Annotated in this window: 21 protein-coding genes and 4 tRNA genes; 18 read left to right on the forward strand and 7 right to left on the reverse strand. The window is 59.3% G+C overall.

Annotated features, from left to right (window positions below; translation table 11 throughout):
* From IV01_RS06915 to uvrB, 6 genes are all read right to left on the reverse strand, one after another.
* A tRNA-Glu gene (locus IV01_RS06915) sits at window positions 1-76 on the reverse strand.
* A gap of 45 nt (window positions 77-121) precedes the next feature.
* Window positions 122-197 (reverse strand) — tRNA-Ala (locus tag IV01_RS06910).
* A 50-nt stretch (window positions 198-247) separates the two neighbouring features.
* Window positions 248-323, reverse strand: a tRNA-Glu gene (locus IV01_RS06905).
* Between the two features lie 90 nt (window positions 324-413).
* Window positions 414-489, reverse strand: a tRNA-Ala gene (locus tag IV01_RS06900).
* Between the two features lie 148 nt (window positions 490-637).
* Window positions 638-2119 (reverse strand): glutamate--tRNA ligase, encoded by a 1482-nt coding sequence (gene gltX, locus IV01_RS06895; RefSeq protein WP_032630281.1) that lies wholly within the window; start codon window positions 2117-2119, stop codon window positions 638-640.
* Between the two features lie 318 nt (window positions 2120-2437).
* The gene (gene uvrB / locus IV01_RS06890) at window positions 2438-4453 is read right to left on the reverse strand and encodes an excinuclease ABC subunit UvrB (RefSeq protein WP_032630282.1); all 2016 of its coding nucleotides are present in this window, start codon (window positions 4451-4453) and stop codon (window positions 2438-2440) included.
* Window positions 4454-4821: 368 nt separating this feature from the next.
* On the opposite strand from uvrB, the gene IV01_RS06885 reads away from it, so the two are divergent.
* The 9 genes from IV01_RS06885 to IV01_RS06845 all read left to right on the forward strand — a co-directional run bounded on the left by IV01_RS06885 (window position 4822) and on the right by IV01_RS06845 (window position 12597).
* The gene (locus IV01_RS06885; RefSeq protein ID WP_032630283.1) at window positions 4822-6018 is read left to right on the forward strand and encodes an amino acid aminotransferase; all 1197 of its coding nucleotides are present in this window, start codon (window positions 4822-4824) and stop codon (window positions 6016-6018) included.
* Between the two features lie 375 nt (window positions 6019-6393).
* Window positions 6394-7605 (forward strand): PepSY-associated TM helix domain-containing protein, encoded by a 1212-nt coding sequence (locus IV01_RS06880; protein ID WP_032630284.1) that lies wholly within the window; start codon window positions 6394-6396, stop codon window positions 7603-7605.
* Window positions 7602-8159 (forward strand): hypothetical protein, encoded by a 558-nt coding sequence (locus tag IV01_RS06875; RefSeq protein WP_032630285.1) that lies wholly within the window; start codon window positions 7602-7604, stop codon window positions 8157-8159. Before IV01_RS06880 ends, IV01_RS06875 begins: the two co-directional genes overlap by 4 nt.
* Window positions 8156-8494: a hypothetical protein gene (locus tag IV01_RS06870; protein WP_032630286.1), complete on the forward strand. Its 339-nt coding sequence runs from the start codon at window positions 8156-8158 to the stop codon at window positions 8492-8494. The genes IV01_RS06875 and IV01_RS06870 overlap by 4 nt, the downstream gene beginning before the upstream one ends.
* Window positions 8491-9063 (forward strand): DUF6162 family protein, encoded by a 573-nt coding sequence (locus IV01_RS06865; protein WP_032630287.1) that lies wholly within the window; start codon window positions 8491-8493, stop codon window positions 9061-9063. Before IV01_RS06870 ends, IV01_RS06865 begins: the two co-directional genes overlap by 4 nt.
* 35 nt (window positions 9064-9098) lie before the next feature.
* A complete protein-coding gene (locus tag IV01_RS06860; RefSeq protein WP_032630288.1) occupies window positions 9099-10025 on the forward strand; it encodes a metal ABC transporter substrate-binding protein in 927 nt (308 codons plus the stop codon).
* The gene (locus IV01_RS06855; RefSeq protein ID WP_032630289.1) at window positions 10022-10786 is read left to right on the forward strand and encodes a metal ABC transporter ATP-binding protein; all 765 of its coding nucleotides are present in this window, start codon (window positions 10022-10024) and stop codon (window positions 10784-10786) included. Before IV01_RS06860 ends, IV01_RS06855 begins: the two co-directional genes overlap by 4 nt.
* A complete protein-coding gene (locus IV01_RS06850) occupies window positions 10786-11685 on the forward strand; it encodes a metal ABC transporter permease (RefSeq protein ID WP_032630290.1) in 900 nt (299 codons plus the stop codon). Before IV01_RS06855 ends, IV01_RS06850 begins: the two co-directional genes overlap by 1 nt.
* On the forward strand, window positions 11686-12597 hold the full coding sequence (locus IV01_RS06845; protein ID WP_032630291.1) for a metal ABC transporter substrate-binding protein: 912 nt from the start codon (window positions 11686-11688) through the stop codon (window positions 12595-12597).
* A gap of 267 nt (window positions 12598-12864) precedes the next feature.
* Here IV01_RS06845 and IV01_RS06840 read toward each other — a convergent pair whose 3' ends face one another.
* Complete coding sequence (locus tag IV01_RS06840; protein WP_032630292.1) at window positions 12865-13827, reverse strand: isopenicillin N synthase family dioxygenase; 963 nt, start codon at window positions 13825-13827, stop codon at window positions 12865-12867.
* Window positions 13828-14335: 508 nt separating this feature from the next.
* Here IV01_RS06840 and hutH point away from each other — a divergent pair.
* The 9 genes from hutH to IV01_RS0125360 all read left to right on the forward strand — a co-directional run bounded on the left by hutH (window position 14336) and on the right by IV01_RS0125360 (window position 22924).
* Window positions 14336-15865 carry a histidine ammonia-lyase gene (gene hutH / locus IV01_RS06835; protein ID WP_032630293.1) on the forward strand — a complete coding sequence of 510 codons (1530 nt, stop codon included), beginning with the start codon at window positions 14336-14338 and terminating at the stop codon, window positions 15863-15865.
* Window positions 15866-15934: 69 nt separating this feature from the next.
* Window positions 15935-17116 (forward strand): alpha-hydroxy acid oxidase, encoded by a 1182-nt coding sequence (locus tag IV01_RS06830; RefSeq protein ID WP_032630294.1) that lies wholly within the window; start codon window positions 15935-15937, stop codon window positions 17114-17116.
* A 4-nt stretch (window positions 17117-17120) separates the two neighbouring features.
* Window positions 17121-18497 carry an FAD-binding oxidoreductase gene (locus IV01_RS06825; RefSeq protein ID WP_032630295.1) on the forward strand — a complete coding sequence of 459 codons (1377 nt, stop codon included), beginning with the start codon at window positions 17121-17123 and terminating at the stop codon, window positions 18495-18497.
* 120 nt (window positions 18498-18617) lie between these two features.
* Window positions 18618-19454 carry a transporter substrate-binding domain-containing protein gene (locus IV01_RS06820; RefSeq protein ID WP_050507833.1) on the forward strand — a complete coding sequence of 279 codons (837 nt, stop codon included), beginning with the start codon at window positions 18618-18620 and terminating at the stop codon, window positions 19452-19454.
* Window positions 19455-19601: 147 nt separating this feature from the next.
* Entirely contained in the window at window positions 19602-20261 is a 660-nt protein-coding gene (locus tag IV01_RS06815) for an amino acid ABC transporter permease (RefSeq protein ID WP_032630297.1), read from the forward strand.
* The gene (locus tag IV01_RS06810; RefSeq protein ID WP_032630298.1) at window positions 20258-20929 is read left to right on the forward strand and encodes an amino acid ABC transporter permease; all 672 of its coding nucleotides are present in this window, start codon (window positions 20258-20260) and stop codon (window positions 20927-20929) included. Before IV01_RS06815 ends, IV01_RS06810 begins: the two co-directional genes overlap by 4 nt.
* Window positions 20930-21017: 88 nt before the next feature.
* Window positions 21018-21830 carry an amino acid ABC transporter ATP-binding protein gene (locus tag IV01_RS06805; RefSeq protein WP_154232255.1) on the forward strand — a complete coding sequence of 271 codons (813 nt, stop codon included), beginning with the start codon at window positions 21018-21020 and terminating at the stop codon, window positions 21828-21830.
* Window positions 21830-22567 carry a histidine utilization repressor gene (hutC, locus tag IV01_RS06800; protein ID WP_050507834.1) on the forward strand — a complete coding sequence of 246 codons (738 nt, stop codon included), beginning with the start codon at window positions 21830-21832 and terminating at the stop codon, window positions 22565-22567. The genes IV01_RS06805 and hutC overlap by 1 nt, the downstream gene beginning before the upstream one ends.
* A gap of 96 nt (window positions 22568-22663) precedes the next feature.
* Window positions 22664-22924, forward strand: coding sequence for a hypothetical protein (locus IV01_RS0125360; protein WP_050507836.1), 261 nt, complete (start codon window positions 22664-22666; stop codon window positions 22922-22924).
* The last annotated feature ends 175 nt before the right edge of the window (window positions 22925-23099 follow it).

The following is a 23099-nucleotide window of genomic DNA, read 5'->3' on the forward strand; positions in this document are numbered from 1 at the left end:
TGGCGTCCCCTAGGGGACTCGAACCCCTGTTACCGCCGTGAAAGGGCGGTGTCCTAGGCCACTAGACGAAGGGGACGCAAAACCTTCGAGCAGATTCGTCAATGACGAACCCTGGCAAAATTGGTGGAGCTTAGCGGGATCGAACCGCTGACCTCCTGCATGCCATGCAGGCGCTCTCCCAGCTGAGCTAAAGCCCCAGATTTATCGCCTCGCGGCTCACATCACTTTCAAATGATGCATTTTAAAATGGCGTCCCCTAGGGGACTCGAACCCCTGTTACCGCCGTGAAAGGGCGGTGTCCTAGGCCACTAGACGAAGGGGACAAAACCTTCTTCATGCAGATGATCGGTCGCTGGATCCGGTCATCTCGCATTGTTTCAAGGCAGCAAAGCTTACCCTTGAAACTCTAAATTTGGTGGAGCTTAGCGGGATCGAACCGCTGACCTCCTGCATGCCATGCAGGCGCTCTCCCAGCTGAGCTAAAGCCCCACATCAGTGGACGGGGCGCATGTTAAGCGTGAGTGGCAGAGCTGTCAAATTTATTTTTAACAATTTCTAAAGTTTTTTGTCGGTATTACAACCACTTACCGTTCGGCCCCGCAAAACAGGGCCGAACGGCAAGGGCTCAGTCAGTTGCTCAGGCGATGGCACCCAGCAGCTTTTCCCATTCCTTGTTTTCTTTCTTCGAAACGCCGCCGAGCAGATCAATCGCCTGGCGCAGACGGAAGCGCGTCAGGTCTGGCCCAAGGATTTCCATTGCATCGGTCACCGAGACCGAATTGGCCTGACCGGTGATCGCCGCGAACATCAACGGCATGGCATCACGCAGCTTGAGCTCCAGATGCTCGACGACGGCCTGAATGCTGCCCATGATCCGGTCCTTTTCCCACTGGCGCAGGGTTTCCAGCTTCCACAGAATCAGTTGCATGACCTGGCGCACCTGATCAGGCGACAGTTTTTTACTTTCAAAGAGCTTGACGTCCGGCGTGACGCCACCGGCGAAGAAGAAGCCGGCCAGCGGCGCGACCTGGCTGAACGTCTCTACCCTGCCCTGCACATGGGGCGCGATCTTCATCATGTATTCCGGGTTCAGCGCCCAGGTCTGCAGACGGGTGGCGAACTCTTCCACCGGCAGCTCACGCAGCCACTGACCGTTGAGCCAGGACAGCTTCTCGATGTCGAAGATCGGCCCGCCCAGGGAAACCCGGGACAGGTCAAAGTGCTCGACCATCTCTGCCAGAGAGAATTTCTCGCGCTCGTCCGGCATCGACCAGCCCATCCGACCCAGATAGTTGAGCATCGCTTCAGGCATGAAGCCCATGCGCTCGTAGAACGTCACCGAGGTGGGGTTCTTGCGCTTGGAGAGCTTGCTCTTGTCCGGGTTACGCAACAGCGGCATGTAGCAAAGCTGCGGCTTGTCCCAGCCGAAATATTCATAGAGCAGGATCAGTTTCGGTGCCGACGGCAGCCACTCTTCGCCACGCAGTACATGGGTGATGCCCATCAGGTGATCGTCGACAACGTTGGCCAGGAAGTACGTCGGCAGGCCGTCGGTTTTCATCAGGACCTGCATGTCCATACGATCCCACGGGATTTCGACTTCGCCGCGCAGCATGTCCGGAACCACGCACACGCCTTCGCTCGGTACTTTCATGCGGATAACGTGAGGCTCACCAGCGGCGAGGCGACGGGCGACTTCTTCCTTGGAAAGCAGCAAGGCACGGCCGTCATAGCGCGGGGTTTCACCCTTGGCCATTTGCTCGGCGCGCATCTGATCCAGCTCTTCAGCGGTGCAGAAACAAGGGAATGCATGACCCAGCTCAACCAGTTGCTGAGCGTACTTCTGATAAATCTCGCCCCGCTCGCTCTGCCGGTAAGGGCCGTGCGGGCCGCCAACGTCAGGACCTTCACTCCATTCGATGCCCAGCCAGCGCAGCGCGTCGAAAATCTGCTGTTCCGACTCGCGGGTCGAGCGCAGTTGATCGGTGTCTTCAATGCGCAGGATGAACTCACCGCCGTGCTGCTTGGCGAAGCAGTAGTTGAAGAGTGCGATGTAGGCCGTGCCAACGTGAGGGTCGCCAGTAGGCGATGGCGCGATGCGGGTACGAACGGTGGTCATGAAAAATCCCGGAATAGGTCTAACAAGCCGCGAATGTTAACAGGCGCGGGGGTTGATGTGGGAGGAGTGGGCTCCAGAGACGGGTTTTGTGTACATATCCATTAGCTGGGTAACGGCTAGTGATGGTTGCGCCCTTACGGCGCCTCACTTTTGAGAAGAAGCGCAAAAGTAAGCATGGTTACTTTTGGGCTCTTTTCAAAAGTGACGCGCTGTAAAAGCGCAACCATAAGTCGCCACAACCGAAAGAATGGATATGTACACAAATACAAATAGATACCCATTCCTATCGCGGGCAAGCCTCGCTCCAACGGAGCGTCATCAAACCGCCAACAACCGCTCCCGCAACTTGCCAATCTCGTCGCGCATCTGCGCCGCGGCCTCGAACTCCAGGTCTCGGGCCAGTTGGTACATTTTCTCTTCAAGCTGACGAATGCGTTTGGTGATTTCGCTGGGTGAACGCAGTTCGTTTTCGTACTTGGCGTTTTCTTCGGCAGCCTTGGCCATGCCTTTGCGCTTCTTGCTGCGCGAACCCGGCACCGTTGCGCCTTCCATGATGTCGGCAACATCCTTGAATACACCTTGAGGGGTGATGCCGTGCTCCAGGTTGTGGGCGATCTGTTTGTCCCGGCGCCGCTCAGTCTCACCGATGGCGCGCTCCATGGAGCCGGTGATCCGGTCGGCGTACAGAATCGCCCGGCCATTGAGGTTACGTGCCGCCCGGCCAATCGTCTGGATCAGCGAACGCTCGGACCGCAGGAAGCCTTCCTTGTCGGCATCCAGAATCGCGACCAGCGAGACTTCCGGCATGTCCAGGCCCTCGCGAAGCAGGTTGATCCCCACCAGCACATCGAAAGTGCCCAGACGCAAATCCCGGATAATCTCGACCCGCTCCACGGTATCGATGTCCGAGTGCAGATAACGGACTCGCACCCCGTGATCCGCCAGATAGTCGGTCAAATCCTCGGACATGCGCTTGGTCAAAGTGGTCACCAGCACTCGCTCTTCCAGAGCCACACGCTTGGTGATTTCCGAAAGCAGGTCATCCACCTGAGTCAGCGCCGGGCGGATCTCGATCTGCGGGTCTACCAGTCCGGTCGGACGCACCACCTGCTCAATGATCCGGCCAGCATGCTCGGCTTCGTAGTTACCGGGGGTCGCCGAGACGAAAATGGTCTGCGGGCTGACCGCTTCCCACTCGTCGAAACGCATTGGCCGGTTATCCAGCGCCGAGGGCAGACGGAAACCGTATTCCACCAGCGTCTCTTTACGTGACCGGTCGCCTTTGTACATCGCGCCTACCTGCGGCACGCTGACGTGGGATTCGTCGATCACCAGCAAGGCGTCGGCCGGAAGGTAGTCATACAACGTTGGAGGCGGCGCGCCGGATGGACGACCCGACAGGTAGCGTGAATAGTTTTCGATGCCGTTGCAGTAGCCCAGCTCCAGAATCATTTCCAGGTCGAAACGGGTGCGCTGTTCCAGCCGTTGAGCTTCCACCAGCTTATTGTTGTTGCGCAGGTATTCCAGGCGCTCCTGCAACTCGACCTTGATGCCCTCCATTGCTTCCACCAGGGTTTCCCGGGGGGTTACGTAGTGGCTCTTGGGGTAAAAGGTAAATCGCGGCAGCTTGCGAATCACCTCGCCGGTCAACGGATCGAAGGCCGACAGGCTTTCCACTTCATCGTCGAACAGTTCAATGCGGATCGCTTCCAGATCCGACTCGGCCGGGTAGATGTCGATCACATCGCCCCGCACTCGGAAAGTAGCCCGGGCAAAGTCCATGTCGTTGCGGGTGTACTGCAGATCCGCCAGACGGCGCAGCAAGGCGCGCTGGTCGAGTTTGTCGCCGCGATCCACATGCAACACCATGCGCAGATAGGTTTCCGGACTACCCAGACCATAGATGCAGGACACCGTGGTGACGATGATCGCGTCCTTGCGCTCCAACAACGCCTTGGTGGCGGAAAGTCGCATTTGCTCAATGTGGTCGTTGATCGAGGCATCTTTCTCGATGAAGGTGTCCGACGACGGCACATAGGCTTCGGGCTGGTAGTAGTCGTAATAAGAGACGAAGTATTCCACCGCATTGTTCGGGAAGAACGCCTTGAACTCGCCATACAACTGCGCCGCCAGGGTCTTGTTCGGCGCCAGCACCAGCGTCGGGCGCTGCACCTGAGCGATCACGTTGGCGATGCTGAAGGTTTTACCCGAGCCGGTCACGCCAAGCAGGGTCTGGTGCGCCAGCCCGGCTTCGATCCCTTCAACCATCAGGCGAATGGCCTCGGGCTGATCCCCAGCAGGCTCAAAACGGGTTACGAGCTGAAACTCGGACATAACGGACCTCTTTTGGCGTTTTCACCCGACAGTGCGTGAAAACATGCGCGAAAAACGCTGTAACTGCTAGCGCCCGCGCCACGAAGGGAACGGTCGTACAGAATATGAAGTGATGGGACTACAAATGGAGTCGCCATCGGCTGCTTTCAACCCGTTGCTTTCAACCACTGAATCAGGGCCACCGGCAGATGCGCGTTGCAATATGACTAATGGCTGAAAAATAAGCCGGGAAACCGCAAAAAAACGCCTCCCAGCCTGTCGCCCCCAGCGAAGATGGTCTCTATACTGACTCCCCGTTTGTGCACCGCTCTGGCGCATCCGGATCAGAGCGGGTTTCCCCTCACCTCTCACACAGAGCCGCCACAAAAATGAGCCTGTTCTCCGCTGTCGAAATGGCACCACGCGATCCAATCCTGGGCCTCAACGAAGCATTCAACGCCGATACACGCACCACCAAGGTCAATCTTGGCGTGGGCGTCTACTGCAACGAAGAAGGACGCATTCCCCTCCTGCGCGCGGTGGCTGAAGCCGAGAATATCCGCGTGGCTCAACATGCTCCCCGTGGTTACCTGCCGATTGACGGGATCGTGGCTTACGATCTGGCGGTGCAAAAACTGCTGTTTGGTAGCGAGTCGCCATTGATCGCGTCCGGTCGTGTCTTGACTACCCAGGCCGTCGGCGGCACGGGCGCCCTGAAAATCGGTGCAGATTTCCTCAAGCAACTGCGTCCTGACGCCGTCGTGGCCATCAGCGATCCAAGCTGGGAAAACCACCGCGCCCTGTTCGAAACCGCCGGCTTCCCGGTGCAGAACTATCGCTACTATGATGCGACCAGCCACGACGTGAACCGTTCCGGCATGCTCGACGACCTGCAGAATCTGCCTGCCGGTTCCATCGTGGTGCTGCACGCCTGCTGCCACAACCCGACTGGCGTCGACCTGACCCTGGAAGACTGGAAAAAAGTCCTTGAAGTGGTCAAGGCCAAAGGCCACGTCCCGTTCCTGGACATGGCTTACCAGGGCTTTGGCGCCGGTATTGACGAAGACGCCGTCGCCGTTCGTCTGTTCGCCGAGTCCGGCCTGACGTTCTTTGCCTCCAGCTCGTTCTCCAAATCCTTCTCGCTGTACGGCGAGCGGGTGGGCGCCCTGTCGATCATCACCGACTCCAAAGAAGAAACCGCTCGCGTCCTGTCCCAGGTCAAGCGCGTGATCCGCACCAACTACTCCAACCCGCCGACCCATGGTGCAACGATCGTCGCCGCCGTGCTCAACAACCCAGAGCTGCGCGCCCAATGGGAAGAAGAGCTGGCTGAAATGCGCGTGCGCATCAAAGACATGCGCCAGCAGATGGTCGAGCGTCTGGCCAATAACGCTGCCGGCCAGGACTTCAGCTTCGTCGGCCGCCAGAGCGGAATGTTCTCCTACTCTGGCCTCACCACCGAACAGGTGCATCGTCTGCGTAACGAGTTCGGCATCTACGCCCTGGACACCGGTCGCATCTGTGTGGCGGCGCTGAACCAGAACAACATCGAGACCGTGTGCAAGGCGATTGAACAGGTGATCTAAGCCTCCATCGCAACAAAAAAGGGGAAGCAGACCGAGGTCTGGCTTCCCCTTTTTTTATGGCATTTATTCACACGGATTATGTGGGAGCGAATTCATTCGCGAAGCGGCATTGCAGTCGACACTCCTTTTGTGGATGTAAGGGCTTCTTCGCGAATGAATTCGCTCCCACAGGAACACATCCACCTTCACCACTCCGCCACTAGAAACAAATTCTTACATCTGAAATAAGAATTAAAGCTGTAGGTATTTCATTCTCATTCGTCTTAACAAAAATGCAGCAGTTGCGTCTTCAACAGTCACGCCTGCTTTTCCGGTGACACAACAAGCCCAAGCGATCATTGGGTTGCTCCAACCGTGAGTCGAGACCGTTATCCCATGTCGAAGAAATCCCGTTCAAAAATCTGGTTTCTGGTCCACAGCTGGCTGGCATTGCCGATCTGGTTCTTTGTGCTGATCGTCTGTTTTACCGGCACCCTGGCCGTGGTCAGTAAGGAAATCATGTGGCTGGTCAACCCGGAGATGCGCGCGAATCCGCCCAGCAACGATGCCCCGCGCATGAGCTTTGAGCAGGTCAAGCAGACGATTCTGAGCAAAGACCCGCACCTGATCGTCAACCGGATTTCCGAGCCGGACGGCGATTACTTCGCCCTGAATGTACGGGTCACCTACCCCGGTGGTCGCGCGGTGACGGCCTATGCCAACCCCTACACCGGCGTGATGCAGGGCATCGCGCCATCCTTCGACTTCCCCGCCTTCACCCGGGCCTTGCACGGCTGGTGGCTGGTGCCGTTCACCAATGGTTTCTCCTGGGGCTGGTACATGGTCTCGATGCTCAGCATCCCGTTGCTGGCGTCATTGGTGACGGGGCTGGTGGTCTACAAGAAATTCTGGAAAGGCTTCTTCAAGCCCACGCTGCGTTTGAACCACGGTGCGCGGATTTTCTGGGGGGATTTCCACCGTTTAAGCGGTATCTGGTCGATCTGGTTCATCGCGGTGATTTCCATCACCGGCATGTGGTTCCTGATCCAGGCGATTCTCTTCGACAACCAGATCACGATTTCCAGCCAGTCGCCCATTGCCTCAGTGATACCACACGCCAGCGTGCCATTGACCGCTGACGGCAGCCCGGCGCCGATGATCAGCCTGGACCGGGCCGCCGATATCGTCCGGGAGAAAATCCCCGGCCTGGAGCCGAGCATGATCACTGCGCCGCTCAATGCCTACAGCAACATCAGCGTCATGGGCCGCAGCTGGTACCCGCTGATGTTCCAGAGCGCAGAAATCAACCCGTACAGCGGTGAACTTGCCACCTCCCACCTGCTGTCGGACCGCTCGGCCCTGGAATTCGTCACCGAGTCCATGCGACCGCTGCACACCGGTGACTTCGGGGGTATCTGGATCAAGCTCATCTGGACGTTCTTCGCGCTGATCCTGAGCATGATGGTCCTCAGCGGCTTGTTGATCTGGACCAAACGCACCACTCAGGCAACCCTCAACGCCCTCAAGCGCAACCATAAAGCCGACGCCAGACACAACGAGCGCCAGACTGCACATCTGCCCACCGAAACAGCGGAGACCACCCTGTGAACAAGGCCGCTACTGTGACACCGCCCTCGAAGCGCTCGCCTACAAAGCTCAGCCGCTTCTGGTACAAGTGGCGGTTCCACCTCAACATCCTGTTGTTGCTGATACCGCTGGGGTTCATGCCCAAGTACTTCTCCGATATGGCGCTGTTTCGCGGCGATGCTGGTCTCGGTCAGCGTGAGATCGGCGAGGTTCAGGTCGGGCCATGGAGCATTCGTCTGGCCGAATTACGCAACAGCGCGCCGATGCTCGACGGAGCTTCGGGTTATATGAAGACCTTCAACGCCGCGCTGTGCACCGAGTGCGCGGACCGGGTCAAGGCGACTTACCTGCGGATCGGCAAACCCCGCAGTCTGCGCGCCGCCGGGGTGATTTTCTTCGGCTCGCCCTATCGCATGGGCGCGTTCATGCAAATCCCTGAACGTACCGACCCTGATGCCGACCTGTGGATCACCATGGAAGGGTGGGACGGCTCAGTGCATCAGGCTTCCATCCCTTTGTCACAGGCCTCCCCCGCTACGGTTGCCTGGTTGAAAACCCAAGGAGTCAAACCATGACCAGCAGACTTTATCTTCGCCGGCTGGGCACATCCGCGCTGTTCCTGCTCGGCGCAGGCCTCAGCAGCGTTGCCCTGGCGCACAACCCGATGTGCGAATGCAAACAGATCGAGAATGAACAGATCCGCTGCACCGGTGGTTTTTCCGATGGCAGCGGCGCACCGGGAGTAACCCTGGACGTGATCGGCTACGACGAAACCATCCTGGTACCCGGCAAACTGGGTGAGGACTCGACAATGACTTTCAAAAAACCCGCCTCAGAGTTCTACGTGCTGTTCGACGCAGGTCCCGGCCACGTGGTGGAAATCGACCAAGCGGATATCCAGGCCCCATGAACACGCCCACTGTTCAGATCGTCCGCCCCGCGGGTGCCGGGCATGAAACCCTCTACGTGTTGCTGCTCTGCGCGGTGATTCTGCTGGTCGCAGGGGCCGTCGTCGGTTTGCACGGTGAAAGCCAGGACGTGCAAAGCGTTGCCGCCCACCAACTGGACGCCCGTCGTGACCTGACTGCCTCCGAGCAAGGTATCTATGCAGATCTGCGGGTGACCCTGGATGAAATCCACTTCCTCGCCGCGGAACAGCAAACCCCGGTGACCCCACAGCAGCTGGGCGATGAGGGCTTCGCGCCGTTTGCAGAGGACGCCAGCTCGGTGAGCCGTGGCGCTCATGCCTGGCAAATGGTCGACAAGTCCTACCTTGGGCTAAGCCAGAACCCCACGGTGGCAGGCTCGTTTCTGTTGCGCCTCGGTAAGACCGATGACACCCAGGCCGACATCTGGATCAACCGCAGCCCATCCTTGGCGGCCAGCAACGACATCAGCGACGCGGCCCTCATCAAGGCCGGCTGGCAACAGGTCGTCGCCCAGTTCGACGCTGGCGTAACTCGCCATCAGAAGCATTGACCCCACGCACTTATTTGAAAGAAGACTGCCTGCCCATGCCCATTTTTTTGAAACGCCGACCGTTGTTGCGTGTTGTGCTGGTCGGCCTGCTGGCCACCCTGCTCGCGCCCATGGCCAATGCTGATGCCAAGCGCTTGCGCATCGGCATCACCCTGCACCCGTATTACAGCTACGTGAGCAATATCGTCGGCGACAAGGCCGAGGTCGTGCCTCTGATCCCGGCGGGTTTCAACCCCCATGCTTACGAGCCTCGCGCGGATGACATCAAGCGCATCGGTTCGCTGGACGTGATCGTACTCAATGGTGTCGGCCACGATGATTTTGCCGACCGCATGATCGAGGCCAGCGAGACACCGCAAATCCCGGTCATCGAAGCCAATCAGGACGTGCCGCTGCTGGCCGCCACCGGTGTTGCGGCCCGTGGCGCAGGCAAAGTGGTCAACCCCCATACCTTCCTGTCCATCAGCGCCTCGATTGCCCAAGTCAATAACATCGCCCGCGAACTGGGCAAGCTCGACCCGGACAACGCCAAGACCTACACCACCAATGCCCGTGCCTACGGCAAACGCCTGCGTCAGATGCGTGCGGACGCCCTGGCCAAGCTGACCAAAGCGCCGAATGCCGACCTGCGCGTGGCCACGGTGCACGCTGCCTACGATTACCTGCTGCGCGAGTTCGGCCTGGAAGTCACGGCCGTGGTAGAACCCGCCCACGGTATCGAGCCAAGCCCCAGCCAGTTGAAGAAAACCATCGATCAATTGCGCGAACTGGATGTGAAGGTGATTTTCTCGGAGATGGATTTCCCGTCCACCTACGTTGAAACCATCCAGCGCGAATCCGGGGTCAAGCTCTATCCGCTGTCACACATTTCCTATGGCGAATACACCGCCGATAAATACGAGAAGGAAATGGCTGGCAATCTGGACACTGTGGTTCGGGCGATTCAGGAGGCCGGTGCATGACCATTGCTGAAAAAATCGCCCTCACGGGTAACGGCCCCGGCGTGGAGTTTGCCGACGTCAGTCTGACCTTGGGTCGCACGGCGATTCTTGACCACGTCAACTTCAAGGTCCGGGCGGGCAGCATCCATGCGCTAGTCGGGCCCAACGGTGGCGGCAAGAGTTCGCTGATCAAAACCCTGCTCGGGCAGATGCCGCATCAGGGTCAGCTCAGCCTGCAATGGCCTGACGCGCCGGGTGTGATCGGCTACGTGCCCCAGGCGCTGGAATTCGACCGAGGCTTGCCGATGACGGTGGATGACTTCATGGCCGCCATGTGCCAGCGGCGTCCGGCGTTTCTGGGCTTGTCGCGGCGTTATGCCGGGGCGATTGGCGATGCCCTGGAGCGGGTCGGCATGCAGGACAAACGCAAACGGCGCATGGGTGCCTTGTCTGGCGGCGAACGCCAGCGGGTGTTGTTGGCACAAGGGCTGATTCCTGCTCCGCAACTGCTGGTACTCGACGAGCCCATGTCCGCTCTTGATGAAGCCGGCATTCAGGTGTTCGAACGTCTACTGATTGACTGGCGTCAGGCGGGAATCACCGTGTTATGGATCGAGCACGACCTGGAGGCCGTCAAGCGGCTTGCCGACCAGGTCACCGGCCTTAACCGCAGAGTGCTGTTCGACGAATCTGCCGCCACGGCCCTGACCCCTGACCGACTGTTGACCCTTTTCTCAGCTCATCCGCGTGTCGCCGATGCCAGTTTCGGGAGTGCTGCGTGATGGATTACGAGCAGTTTCGACTTTTCATTCAAGGTCTGGCGTCGTCGGGCTATCTGCCTGAGGCGCTGGCCTACGGTTTTGTGGTCAATGCCTTACTGGCGGGTTTGCTGATCGGACCGGTGCTGGGCGGTCTGGGCACCCTGGTGGTGGTCAAGCGTTTTGCCTTCTTCTCCGAAGCGGTCGGTCACGCAGCATTGACCGGCGTGGCCATCGGTATCCTCCTGGGTGAACCCTATACCAGCCCTTACGGCGCGCTGTTTGGCTATTGCCTGCTGTTCGGCATCGTTCTGAATTACCTGCGCAATCGCACCGGCCTGGCACCTGACACGTTGATCGGCGTCTTCCTCTCGGTGTCGTTGGCCTTGGGCGCGAGCCTGCTGCTGACGCTGGCAGGCAAGATCAACGTGCACATTCTGGAGAACGTGCTGTTTGGCTCGGTGTTAACCGTCAACGGCAGCGACCTGCTGGTCCTGGCGGTGGTGGGCACGCTGGTCATGGGCCTGAGTTTGCCGTTGTACAACCGCATCATGCTCGCCAGTTTCAATCCGCAACTGGCGGCCGTGCGCGGCGTGGCGGTCAAGACGCTGGATTACCTGTTCGTGATTCTGGTGACCCTGATCACGGTCGCCTCGGTCAAAGTCATCGGCGCGATTCTGGTGGGGGCCTTGTTGGTCATTCCCGCCGCCGCTGCACGTTTGCTGAGCCAATCGCTCAAAGGCTTCTTCTGGATTTCCGTGGCCATTGCCACCTTCAGCACCCTGTGCGGCATTCTGCTGCCCATCGTCTTCGACCTGCCCGTACCGTCCGGTGCCGCGATCATTCTGGTTGCCGGCATGGCCTTCGCCCTGGCCGCGATTGCCCGTGGCACGGTGCCAAGCCTCAAAGGGAATATTGGATAAATGCTGCGTACATTGACTTTCGCTCTGGCCATCACCGGCCTGTTTACCTGCACGGCTCAAGCGGCTCCCGCGACCGCCGACAGCAAAACGCCGGTACGAGTGCTGGCCAGCCTGCCCATCACCTTCGGCTTGGGGCAGATTCTGCTCAAGGACAGCGGCGTGGTGCTCGAACGTGCCGCTGCAGCCAACTTGCCCGGTTCACGGCAGACCGCATACTTCACCGGTCGTGGCGCTGATGCCCTACGCAAACTGGCGGTGGATGCGGACGCCGTGATCGGCTTGCGTTCGGTCTGGGCAGATGATCCGCTCTACCCCAACGCGCGGCGCAGCAACATTCGCATTGTCGAGATCGACGCCGCACGTCCGGTGGATGGCAGCTTGCCGGGCATTGCCGTGCAACCGGGCCAAGGGATCGATGGTTTGAACAGCCAGCCCTGGCTGTCCAGCAACAACATGGGGCGTATGGCCGACGTCATGGCCGCCGATCTGGTGCGCCTGGCGCCCGCGGCCAAACCGCGGATCGAAAGCAATCTGGCGAGCCTCAAGCAGCAACTGCTCAAATTAACGGCTGACAGCGAAGCGAGTCTGGCCAGTGCCGACAACTTGAGTGTGGTCAGCCTCTCCGACCGCTTGAGCTATTTGATCGGCGGCCTGAATCTGGAGCTGATTGACACGCAGTTGCTGACCGACGAGCAGTGGACACCTGAAGCCATACAGAAACTGACCGAGACTTTAAAGGCCAACGATGTCGCGTTGGTACTCGACCACCGCCAACCGCCAGAGCCGGTAAAGGCGGCGATTACGGCAGCGGGCAGCAAACTGTTGGTCGTGACCGAGGATGGCGAAGACCCGGTGGCAGAGTTGCAGGGCAATATCGGGCGGGTGACGCAGGCGTTGGTTGGGAAGAAGTAACAGGCTGCACTCCATCGTCGGAATGCAGCCCAGACCAAGCACCGTTCCTGGGTCCGTGATTACCTGTGGGAGCGAGCTTGCTCGCGAAGAGGGCGGGACATCCAATATATTTCTGATGACAGGGAAATTGCTTTCGCGAGCAAGCTCGCTCCCACAGGAGTCTATTGCGGCTCGAGTCATGCGGGGTTGCAGCGAACCTAGAATTTCACAATTACCCCGCCCCTAAGGGAGCGCGGCCTGTGCAAAAAAAGGCGCCGCATTGTTTTTCTACTGCGCCTTCTTCCGATAAGCCATCGAATCATCAATCCGTTTGAGGATGTAATCCCCCGCCGCCACGGCCGGATACAGACTGGCATCCGGTTCAACACCCAGATCACAGGGGTCAACCATTGCGCTATAGGTCGGGTCGTAAAAGGTTGCGATGGAATAGCGCTCGTGCCCGGATTTATTGATCACCCGGTGCAAGGTTGAACGAAAGCGGTCGTTGGACCAACGGGCCAACAGATCCCCGACATTGACCACCAGACTGCCGTGAATCGGCGTGGCATCGATCCAGTCGTTCGTGCCCAAATCGCGAACCTGCAAGCCGCCGCTGTCATCCTGATACAACAGGGTGATGCAGCCGTAATCGGTATGCGGCGCCACCCCAAACTGGTCGGTCTCGGCCATGGGTGGGTGTGGTGGGTAATACACCATCTGCGTGCGCTGCAGTCGCTTGTCGTATTTTGCGGTGAAGAAGTCTTCGTCGATGCCCAGGCCTGCTGCCACCGCCTTCAACAAATCCGCCCCGGCAACCGCGATCGCGGCGTAATACTCGTCCAAGGCGTCGCGCAGTTCAGGCATAAACGCTGGCCACTGGTTCGGCCCACGCAGCGCCTCGCCGGCCAGCACATTTGCATCGTCTTCCGGCAATTCCAGGCCTATGCTGAAAAACTCTTTGTGGTCAGGCCGAGTCGCTTCGTACATCAGCGCCCCGCCCAGGGCATGCCAACCTCGGTGCCGTTTGTTGACGGCTACCTGGCGCTTGGTTTCCACGGGATAGGCGAAAAATGTTTTTGCGGCGGCCATGGCCCGGTCGATCACTGCCTGCGGCACGCCGTGGTTGGTGATATAGAAAAAGCCGCTCTCACTGCATGCCTCGCGAATGGCCGCACCGACCCGCTGGATGCTGGCGGGATCACCTTGATGGACGCCGGTCATATCGATCAAGGGTAGACGAGTCTCGGTCATGCTGACTCCTTTGTGGCGGCGGTATATACAGGTTCTGATTTTCAAGGATCAAGCATTTAATGTGCCGGGCTAGGGCGCAAAGATGCATCGCTCGCCGGTTTTTGTGGGAGCGAGCTTGCTCGCGAAGAGGCTGTAATGCTCAAGTATCTCTTTGAACTAGAACACCGCCTTCGCGAGCAAGCTCGCTCCCACAAGTCCATCATTTGCTGCGCGAGCAGGCGGCATCTGAACGGTGGCTCTACTACAGCAGAAAAATTTGGGACACAACGTTTCCAGATGCCCCAGCATTGGGCGGCCAGACCGCAAATGGTGCAACTTTAGGTGACAGGAGTGGGTTATGCAGGCATCGAGGCATCGAGCAATCCCTCGGCCCGCAGAGAAATTATTTGCTTGGCCCGGCTTTTGCTCTACCTGTATATACAGGATGATATGACCTTCGCTTCTGAAACGGTGTCAGCTCAAAAATCGTCGCCAGAATTACCCAATTAATCAAAGCAGGAATTGCGCTATGCCTTCACCACTTGTACTCATTCCAGGCCAGTTCGACCTCGACCAATTGCGCGCCATTTATCAGCAGCAAAGCCCATTCGAGCTTGATCCTGGCGCCCGAGAAGTGGTGGATGCCAGCACACGTACCGTCAACGAAATCATCGCCAACCAACGCACCGTGTACGGGATCAACACCGGTTTCGGCCTGCTGGCGCGCACCTCGATTCCCACCGAGTCACTGGCCAAACTGCAACGTAACCTGTTGCTGTCCCATTGCACCGGGACTGGCCCTTTGCTGGATGACGCCAGTGTCGCGCTGATCATGGCCCTGAAGGTCGGGTCGCTGGCCCGGGGTTTCTCCGGGATTCGCTGGGACGTGATTCAAGCGATCAGTGCGCTGTACGCCGCCAAGGTCTATCCGTGCATTCCGTCCCAGGGTTCGGTCGGTGCCTCGGGCGACCTGGCCCCCTTGGCGCATATGTCGGCTGTGCTGATCGGCGTGGGTCGGGTGCGCCATGAAGGCCGGGAAATGGACGCGGTGGAAGGCCTCGCCCTTGCTGGCCTTGAGCCCATGGTGCTGGGCCCGAAAGAGGGCCTGGCGCTGATCAATGGCACCCAGGTGTCTACTGCGCTGGCACTGCGCGGCCTGTTCGCCACCGAAAAGCTGTTCACCGCCGCAGTGGTAGCGGGCAGCCTCAGCGTTGAAGCCCTGAAAGGCTCCGACGTTCCCTTCGATCCACGTATTCAGGCGGTGCGAGGCCAGCCGGGTCAGATTGACGTGGCCCAGTTGTATCGCGAGCTGTTGGCCACCAGCGAGATCCGCACTTCACACATCAATTGCGGCCGTGTGCAGGACCCTTACTCCCTACGTTGCCAGCCCCAAGTGATGGGCGCCTGCCTGGATCACATGCGCTTTGCCGCCGGTGTATTCATGCGTGAAGCCAACGCTGTTTCAGATAATCCGCTGGTGTTCAGCGCCGATGGCGATGTGTTGTCCGGCGGTAATTTTCATGCCGAGCCAGTGGCCATGGCTTCTGATGTGCTTGCCTTGGCGATTTCGGAAATCGGCGCACTCTCGGAGCGCCGCATTGCGCAACTGGTCGATCCTGCCCTGTCAGGCCTGCCGGCGTTTCTGGTCAAGGAAGGCGGGCTCAATTCCGGCTTCATGATTGCCCAGGTCACTGCCGCTGCGCTGGCTTCCGAAAACAAGACCCTGGCCCATCCTGCCTCGGTGGACAGCCTGCCGACCTCCGCCAATCAGGAAGACCATGTGTCCATGGCGACGTTTGCGGCACGCCGTTTGCTGGATATGGCGGGTAACAGCAGCGCCGTAGTGGCGATCGAACTGCTCGGTGCCGCACAAGGGGTAGATTTGCACGCTCCATTGCACACCTCGGAAAAACTCAGCGAAGTGCTGGAAATGATCCGCAGCGAAGTCCCCCACTACGACGAAGACCGCTATTTCGCTCCGGATATCGCCGCTGCACGGGCCTGGGTCGAAGGCGGCGCGTTTGCCCGTTGGCTGCCTTTTGAGCGCTTGTACGGCTGATCGCCCCTCGCGTCGGCGCAAATTCATGCGCCGACAGCGCTGCTTTTCTTTTCCTCACTAAGGAACCGCATGCGCAGGTATCACAACGGCCCGGATTTTCGCCGGGCCCACAGCATCGCCGAACTGGCCGACATGGCCCGACGTCGGCTTCCCCACTTCGCCTGGGAGTACCTGGAGGGCGGCGCTGAAGAAGAGCTGACCCTCAAGCGCAATCGCCAGGCGTTTTCTGATATCGCGCTGCTGCCCAGCACCTTGGTGCCCTACGCCAACCTCAAGACTCGGCGGACAGTCTTCGGCCGCGAGCTGCCGCTGCCCATGGCTATCGGCCCCACCGGCTACAACGGCATGCTGTACAAGGACGCTGACATTCATCTGGCCCGCGCCGCCACTGAACGTGGCCTGCCGTTCACCTTGAGCACGGTCTCCACCAGCTCCATGGAGCAAGTGGTGGCCGCCGTTCCCGACGTCAATCTGTGGTTGCAACTGTATTGCCTGCGTGATCCGGCCATTCAGGAGGATATGCTGAAACGCGCCAGCGCCGTGGGTTGCCAGACGCTGCTACTGACCAGCGATGCCGCGTTGCTCGGTAACCGGGAATGGGACAAACGCAACTTCACCCGCCCGCGCGCCCTCAGCCTGAGGAATAAAATCGATGTGCTGTGCCATCCGCGCTGGCTCTATCAGGCGCTTTGGCCCAAGGGCATGCCGAGCCTGGCCAATATCGAACGTTATCTGCCGCCCGAGCAGCGCAATGCCAGCGGCGGCGCGCATTTCATGGGCGCACAAATGGACACCGAGCTGGACTGGGAGGCGCTCGCCCGCTTGCGTGATCGCTGGCCTCAGCGTCTGGTGCTCAAAGGAGTGATGCATCCCGCCGACGCGGAAAAAGCCGTGGCACTGGGCCTCGATGGCATCGTCATCACCAATCACGGGGGACGACAACTGGACGGCGCTCCGGCCAGCATCGATTGCCTGCCCGCCATCGCCGCTGTGGCCAAGGGCAAATTGACCCTGTTACTGGACAGTGGAATCCGCCGCGGCACGGACATTATCAAAGCCTGTGCGCTGGGTGCCGATGCGGTCTTGCTGGGTCGTTCCACCTTGTACGGCGTTGCCGTCGGTGGTCAGGCAGGTGCCGGGCATGCTCTGGATCTGTTGGCCGAGGAACTGCGCTTGTCTCTGTATCTATTGGGCCGCCCGGACATATCCGCGTTGCGTGCGGACTTTTCTCCAACCTGCACGGTGAGCTGAAGCCATGACTGATCTGAAGCACACGCTGGCGCAACTGCGCGAAGCCCTGGGCGATGCTCAGGTACTGACCGGCGAGGCCATCAGCCAACGCCATTACAGCGACTGGACGCGCCATGCCCCCACCTGCCCGGCCGCCCTGCTGTTACCGCGCAGCACCGAACAGGTGTCCGCCGCATTGCGCATCTGTAATGCCGCGCAACAGCCCGTTGTCCCCCAAGGCGGCATGACCGGGCTGGCGGGCGGCGCAGTGCCACGCGCCGGGGATATTGCCCTGTCCCTGGAACGCCTGCGGGGCATCGAAGAAATCGATAGCGCAGCAGCCACAGTCAGTGTCTGGGCAGGTACGACCTTGCAGGACATTCAGCAAGCGGTGCATGACGCAGGTTTTCTGTTCCCGCTGGATCTGGGTGCTCGTGGCTCCTGCCAGATCGGCGGCAACATCGCCACCAATGCGGGGGGCAACGCGGTGATCCGCTATGGCATGACTCGCGAGTTGGTGCTGGGCCTTGAGGTGGTACTGGCCGATGGCCGGGTGCTGAACCTGATGAACAAGATGATCAAGAACAACTGCGGTTATGACCTGAAACAGTGCTTTATCGGCAGTGAAGGCACGCTAGGGGTGATCACCCGCGCCGTGTTGAAACTGGCGCCGCAGCCCGCCGAAACCACGACGCTGCTCTGCGCCCTGCCCGACTACCCCAGCGCCGTGAGTCTGCTGCGTCGTGTGCAACGCAGTGCAGGAACGCCGCAAGCTTACGAGTTGATGTGGCAAGACTTCTTCTGCATGGGCGTTTCCTGGCTGGAAACCCCGGTAGCGCCGATGCCCGATGACTATCCACTGTATGTGCTGCTGGAGTCCTCGGCCTCGCGTGAAGTGCTGGAGCAAACTCTGGAGGCAGCCCTGGAAGCCGGGGAAGTGGTAGATGCCATCCTCGCCAGCTCCCAGACTCAAGCCCGTGGGCTGTGGAAGATTCGCGAAGCCACTGGAGAGTTTCCGGTGCGCCTGGCACCCCTGAATTTCGATATCAGTCTGCCTATCGGCCAGATCGGTGATTTTGCCGAAATGTGTCGCCAGCGCCTGGCGGAACGCTGGCCAGGCAACCAGAGCGTGTATTTCGGCCACATCGGTGACAGCAATCTGCACCTGACCGTGGATTGCAATTCTCTGCCACAGCCAGCGCCCATTATTGAGATTGAAGAGCTGGTGTACAGCGCGGTCGGCGAAATGCGCGGCGCGGTATCTGCCGAACACGGTATCGGCCTGCTCAAACGCGAGTTCCTGCATCACTCGGTGAGTGATGAGGCCTTGCAGACCATGCGCCAGCTCAAGGACTGCTTCGACCCCCAGGGCATTCTCAACCCGGGGAAAATTCTCGACTGAGCCAATGACCCACCTGTCTATACCGGTATGGCACGCTAACTGCAGCCATGTTCAGGAGATCAGACAGCCCTCAGTTACGCCACGACCACGACAGTCCTTACCGAGACGAAGGAGTTACAAATGCAACTCGATTCCCTGTTAAGTAAAACAGTCAAAAGCCTGAGCATCGCCATAGCCTTGGCTGCCTTGCCGTTGGCGGCCCATGCCGACCAGTTGGCCGATGTGAAAAAAGCCGGTGAGTTGGTGGTGGGCACAGAGTTGCAATTTGCACCGTTCGACTTCACTGAAAACGGCAAGCAGAAAGGCTTGAACGCCGAGTTGTTCGAACAGCTGGGCAAGGAGCTGGGGGTCAAGATCAAGTTCATCGACCTGCCATGGCCTAGCGTGTTGCCAGGGCTTGAGGCGAAGAAATTCGACATGGTTGCCGGGCCGATCATCGAGACCAAAGCACGCCAGGAGCGTTACCACTTCGTGCTGCCTATCGCTGAAGCTACCGTTGCGCTGATGGTCGGGGCCAAAGACGACAGCATCAAAAAGCCTGAAGATATTTCCGGCAAAACCGTTGGTGCGGGCAAAGGCTCGGCGCAGCTGGAAGAACTCAAGGCCTTCGCCGCGACCCTGCCTGAAAAAGTCACGATCCGCGAATACGTCGATAACAACCAGGCCTACGCTGATCTGGCCGCCAAGCGCATCGTGGCGGTGGCCAACTCGCTGCCGAACATTTCCTACGTCGCCGCTGAGCGCAGCAATCTGTACAAAGTGATCCTGCCGCCGTTTGGCAAGAAGTCCTACTTCGCTTATCTGGGCCGCAAAGACGCGGAATCGCAAAGCCTGATCGCCGCGCTGGATGCCGCCATCCTGAAAATGCACGCCGACGGCCGTCTGGCTGCGCTGCAGAAAAAATGGCTGGGCGCGGAAATGGACGTGCCAAAGGCGGAGTTCACGCCGACCTGGTGATGTCACGACAGCAGTGCTGCCGTACGACCACCGTAGGACCGGCTTTAGCCGGGAGAGGGGCATTTCTGACAATACAGATGCAGTGAATGTACCGGCCTCCTCCCGGCTAAAGCCGGTCCTACGGGGCTACCAATATCTGGAGAAACAATGTTCGATTGGCCCTTGCTGATCCAAAACCTGCCATTGATGCTGGAGGCGCTGCTGGTGACGTTGCAGGTCACTGTCGCCGCGCTGGTCATAGGTTTTGTCATCGGCGTTGTGGTCGGCAGCCTGCGGTTGTCGCCCATCCCCCTGCTCAGGCGTCTGGGCGGTGGCTATATTTTCGTGTTCCGCGGCATTCCGCTGCTGGTGCAACTGCTGTTTATCTATTACTTCCTGCCCCGCATCGGCTTGCCCAATGTATCGCCCACAGTGGCGGCCATCATCGGCTTGTCGCTGGCAGCGGGCGCTTATATTGCCGAGATCATGCGCGGCGGCTTTCTGGCAATTCCCCAGGGTCAACTGGAAGCGGCCGGCTTGCTGGGCTTGAGCAACGCGCAAATGCTGGTACGCATCCGGGTTCCGCAGGCGGTGCGGCTGACGCTGCCAGCGCTGGTCAATGAAATGATCCTGCTGATCAAGGCGTCGTCGCTGGTCTCGGTCGTCGGCCTGGCGGATCTGACCCGCACCGCGCAAAACATGGCGGCCAGTGATTACCTGTTCGTGCAGGATTACCTGATGCTGGCGGCCTTTTACTGCCTGATCAATATCCCGCTGGCCTTCTGTGGCGGCCTGCTGGAGCGACGATTGAAAGGGCATCTGGCATGATTTTCGATCCGCACATCATCACCGATCACCTGGACGAAATCGGTTCAGGTTTCATGATCACCCTGGCCACCTGGACCAGCGGCGTAGTACTCGGTATTGCCCTTGGCATGCTGATCGCCATTGCCCAGCTGTTTGGCAACAACCTGGTGCGCGCCCCGCTACGGGTGTTCATCGAGCTGATTCGCAGCACGCCGTTTCTGGTCCAGTTGTTTCTCGTGTACTACGCCGGGCCGGCGTTCGGCCTGAGCCTGGAACCGATTCCTGCTGGGATTCTGAGCCTCGGGATATACGGCAGCGTGTATTTCGCCGAGATCTTCCGCACCGGTTTCGAATCCGTGGCCCGCGGCCAACTGGAAGCCGCCGATTGCCTGGGCATCACCCGCTGGCAGTGCATCATGCGCATCCAGGTGCCGCAAATGCTGGTGATCATCCTGCCCGCGCTGGTCAATCTGGTGACCATCTTGTGCAAGGAAACCGCCGTGCTGTCGATCATCACCATCCCGGAACTGACCATGGTCCTGACCGGCATTGGCTCGGAAACCTTCGCGTTTGTCGAAACGTTGCTAGTGCTGTGCATCGGCTACCTGCTGCTGGTCGAGGCCTGCTCACGGTTGGGCATGTTCCTCGAACGCCGGGTTGGCCGTTTCATGAACAGGCAATCTCAATGAATAACCAAGCCCTATGAACAGCGCCCACACATTGCACCAAGGTTTACCCATGAACGAATCCGTGGAACCGGCCGACAATCGAGAGCCTATGTTGCGCCTTGAAAAAGTCGGCAAAAGCTTCGGCGCCTTGCGCGTCCTCAAGGGGATTGATTTGCAGGTGCAGCATTCTGAAGTGGTCTGCCTGATCGGCCCGTCCGGTTCAGGCAAAAGCACCCTGCTGCGCAGCATGGCGTTCCTCGAAGAATATGACGAAGGTGAAGTCATCATCGAAGGCAAACTGCTGGGCTGGTTACCGGGCTCGTCACAGGAGCATGGCGGTAACGGCAAAAAGCGCAAACGCGCGCCGCAGTCGCAGATCAACCAGGTACGCAGTAACGTTGGCATGGTGTTCCAGCAGTTCAACCTGTGGCCGCACATGACTGCCATCGGCAATGTCTGTGAAGCCTTGCGCCGGGTGCGCAAATTGTCCGCAGAAGAAGCCAATCGCCGTGGCATGGCCATGCTCTACAAAGTGGGGCTGGCGCACAAGGCTGCCTCATACCCGGCTCAGCTGTCTGGCGGCCAGCAACAGCGGGTGGCGATTGCCCGGGCGTTGGCGATGGAGCCGCACATCATGCTGTTCGATGAACCGACCTCAGCCCTCGACCCGGAGCTGGTGGGCGAAGTGTTGCAAGTCATGAAGACCCTGGCCAAAGAAGGCATGACCATGGTGGTCGTGACCCACGAAATGGGCTTCGCCGCTCAGGTTGCCGATTCGGTGGTGTTTCTCGATCAGGGCGAGGTGGTCGCACGCGGGACGCCGCAGCAGATCTTCCACAACGCCGAACATCCACGCTTGCAGCAGTTCCTGCAGAACTATCTGGACCGCAACGCATTCTGGCAGGACGGCAAAGAGGTCTGATGAGCCCGCCAGCGCCACAAGCCTTGTATCGCCGCGCCAAGGACTTTGTGCAAGGCAAGCTGAACTCGGGCGAGTGGAAAGCGGGCGACCTGATCCCCTCGGAAAACCGCCTGGTGCAGGAGTTGGGAATGTCGCGCATGACGGTCAACCGCGCGCTGCGGGAACTGACCGAAGAAGGCTTGCTGGTGCGTGTTTCAGGGGTCGGGACGTTTGTCGCCGAGAGCAAACCGCAATCAAACCTCTTGCGTATCACCAACATCGCTGACGAGATCAGCGCCCGAGGCCATCGCTACAGCTGTGAGGTGCTGCATCTGGGTCGCGAAGCAGCCTCGATGCCGGTGGCAGCGGCTTTGGCATTGAGTACCGGCGCATCGGTTTTTCATGTGCTGTGCGTGCACTGCGAAGAAGGTGTACCGGTGCAGCTGGAAGATCGCTACGTCAATCCTGAACACGTTCCCGACTTTCTCAAGCAGCCCTTTGGCGACCAGCTGCAACCGGCGCGCTATCTTTTGCAGACAATTCGCCCGGATGACATTGAGCACATCGTCGAGGCCTGCCATCCCAACGCAGAGGAAAGCCGTTACCTGCAAATAGCACTGACCGAGCCGTGTCTGGTCCTGATGCGCCGGACCTGGAGCGGCGGAAAAGTGGTCACCTATGTGCGCCTGATTCACCCCTCCTCTCGCTATCGCCTGGGCAGTCGATTGCCGGTCAACAGCGCCCACCGCGACAGCTGATCGACCAGCGGTGGCAACTTCGATCGAACGACAGTCATCCGCCAGCCTCGAAATCTTGTAAGCCTTTCAGCAGTACATGAATCAGAGGTGACAATAATGACCGACCAGAGCCAGAACACCCTCGACCGAAATGACCCTGCCATTGACCCGGAAAGCCCGCAAGACGAGTCAGTCCAGAGCCAGCAGAATCAAGGCCGACCACAGGGCCAGCCGGATACTCAGTTTGAACAGAATCAACAATCAGGCGGCAACACCTTCACACCGGATTACGAGCCGGAAGAAAAGCCCGAAATCCAGCGCCCTAATCCCCACGCCACACAGGGTGAAGATGCGGACGTGGACACTGATGGCGGGTAGGGTCTTACCTCCAGTAGCGAGGTCCGCTGTTTAACCCGTGGGAGCGAATTCATTCGCGAAAGCGTCCTTTGAGACAACCGGATGTGGTCTGCGACGTCCCCTTCGCGAATAAATTCGCTCCCACAGAATTGCGTTTCAATCATTGAAACGCGTGATGTTTGATTAAATCTTCGAA

Origin of the sequence: Pseudomonas syringae (assembly GCF_000737245.1) — a bacterium.
Classification (GTDB): domain Bacteria; phylum Pseudomonadota; class Gammaproteobacteria; order Pseudomonadales; family Pseudomonadaceae; genus Aquipseudomonas; species Aquipseudomonas syringae_J.

Excerpts from the sequence above, each read along its gene's own strand:
- gltX (WP_032630281.1), bottom strand. The coding sequence starts at position 2,119 with ATGACCACCGTTCGTACCCGCATCGCGCCATCGCCTACTGGCGACCCT.
- uvrB (WP_032630282.1), bottom strand. The coding sequence starts at position 4,453 with ATGTCCGAGTTTCAGCTCGTAACCCGTTTTGAGCCTGCTGGGGATCAG.
- IV01_RS06885 (WP_032630283.1), top strand. The coding sequence starts at position 4,822 with ATGAGCCTGTTCTCCGCTGTCGAAATGGCACCACGCGATCCAATCCTG.
- IV01_RS06880 (WP_032630284.1), top strand. The coding sequence starts at position 6,394 with ATGTCGAAGAAATCCCGTTCAAAAATCTGGTTTCTGGTCCACAGCTGG.
- IV01_RS06870 (WP_032630286.1), top strand. The coding sequence starts at position 8,156 with ATGACCAGCAGACTTTATCTTCGCCGGCTGGGCACATCCGCGCTGTTC.
- IV01_RS06865 (WP_032630287.1), top strand. The coding sequence starts at position 8,491 with ATGAACACGCCCACTGTTCAGATCGTCCGCCCCGCGGGTGCCGGGCAT.
- IV01_RS06860 (WP_032630288.1), top strand. The coding sequence starts at position 9,099 with ATGCCCATTTTTTTGAAACGCCGACCGTTGTTGCGTGTTGTGCTGGTC.
- IV01_RS06855 (WP_032630289.1), top strand. The coding sequence starts at position 10,022 with ATGACCATTGCTGAAAAAATCGCCCTCACGGGTAACGGCCCCGGCGTG.
- IV01_RS06850 (WP_032630290.1), top strand. The coding sequence starts at position 10,786 with ATGGATTACGAGCAGTTTCGACTTTTCATTCAAGGTCTGGCGTCGTCG.
- IV01_RS06845 (WP_032630291.1), top strand. The coding sequence starts at position 11,686 with ATGCTGCGTACATTGACTTTCGCTCTGGCCATCACCGGCCTGTTTACC.
- IV01_RS06840 (WP_032630292.1), bottom strand. The coding sequence starts at position 13,827 with ATGACCGAGACTCGTCTACCCTTGATCGATATGACCGGCGTCCATCAA.
- hutH (WP_032630293.1), top strand. The coding sequence starts at position 14,336 with ATGCCTTCACCACTTGTACTCATTCCAGGCCAGTTCGACCTCGACCAA.
- IV01_RS06830 (WP_032630294.1), top strand. The coding sequence starts at position 15,935 with ATGCGCAGGTATCACAACGGCCCGGATTTTCGCCGGGCCCACAGCATC.
- IV01_RS06825 (WP_032630295.1), top strand. The coding sequence starts at position 17,121 with ATGACTGATCTGAAGCACACGCTGGCGCAACTGCGCGAAGCCCTGGGC.
- IV01_RS06820 (WP_050507833.1), top strand. The coding sequence starts at position 18,618 with ATGCAACTCGATTCCCTGTTAAGTAAAACAGTCAAAAGCCTGAGCATC.
- IV01_RS06815 (WP_032630297.1), top strand. The coding sequence starts at position 19,602 with ATGTTCGATTGGCCCTTGCTGATCCAAAACCTGCCATTGATGCTGGAG.
- IV01_RS06810 (WP_032630298.1), top strand. The coding sequence starts at position 20,258 with ATGATTTTCGATCCGCACATCATCACCGATCACCTGGACGAAATCGGT.
- IV01_RS06805 (WP_154232255.1), top strand. The coding sequence starts at position 21,018 with ATGTTGCGCCTTGAAAAAGTCGGCAAAAGCTTCGGCGCCTTGCGCGTC.
- hutC (WP_050507834.1), top strand. The coding sequence starts at position 21,830 with ATGAGCCCGCCAGCGCCACAAGCCTTGTATCGCCGCGCCAAGGACTTT.
- IV01_RS0125360 (WP_050507836.1), top strand. The coding sequence starts at position 22,664 with ATGACCGACCAGAGCCAGAACACCCTCGACCGAAATGACCCTGCCATT.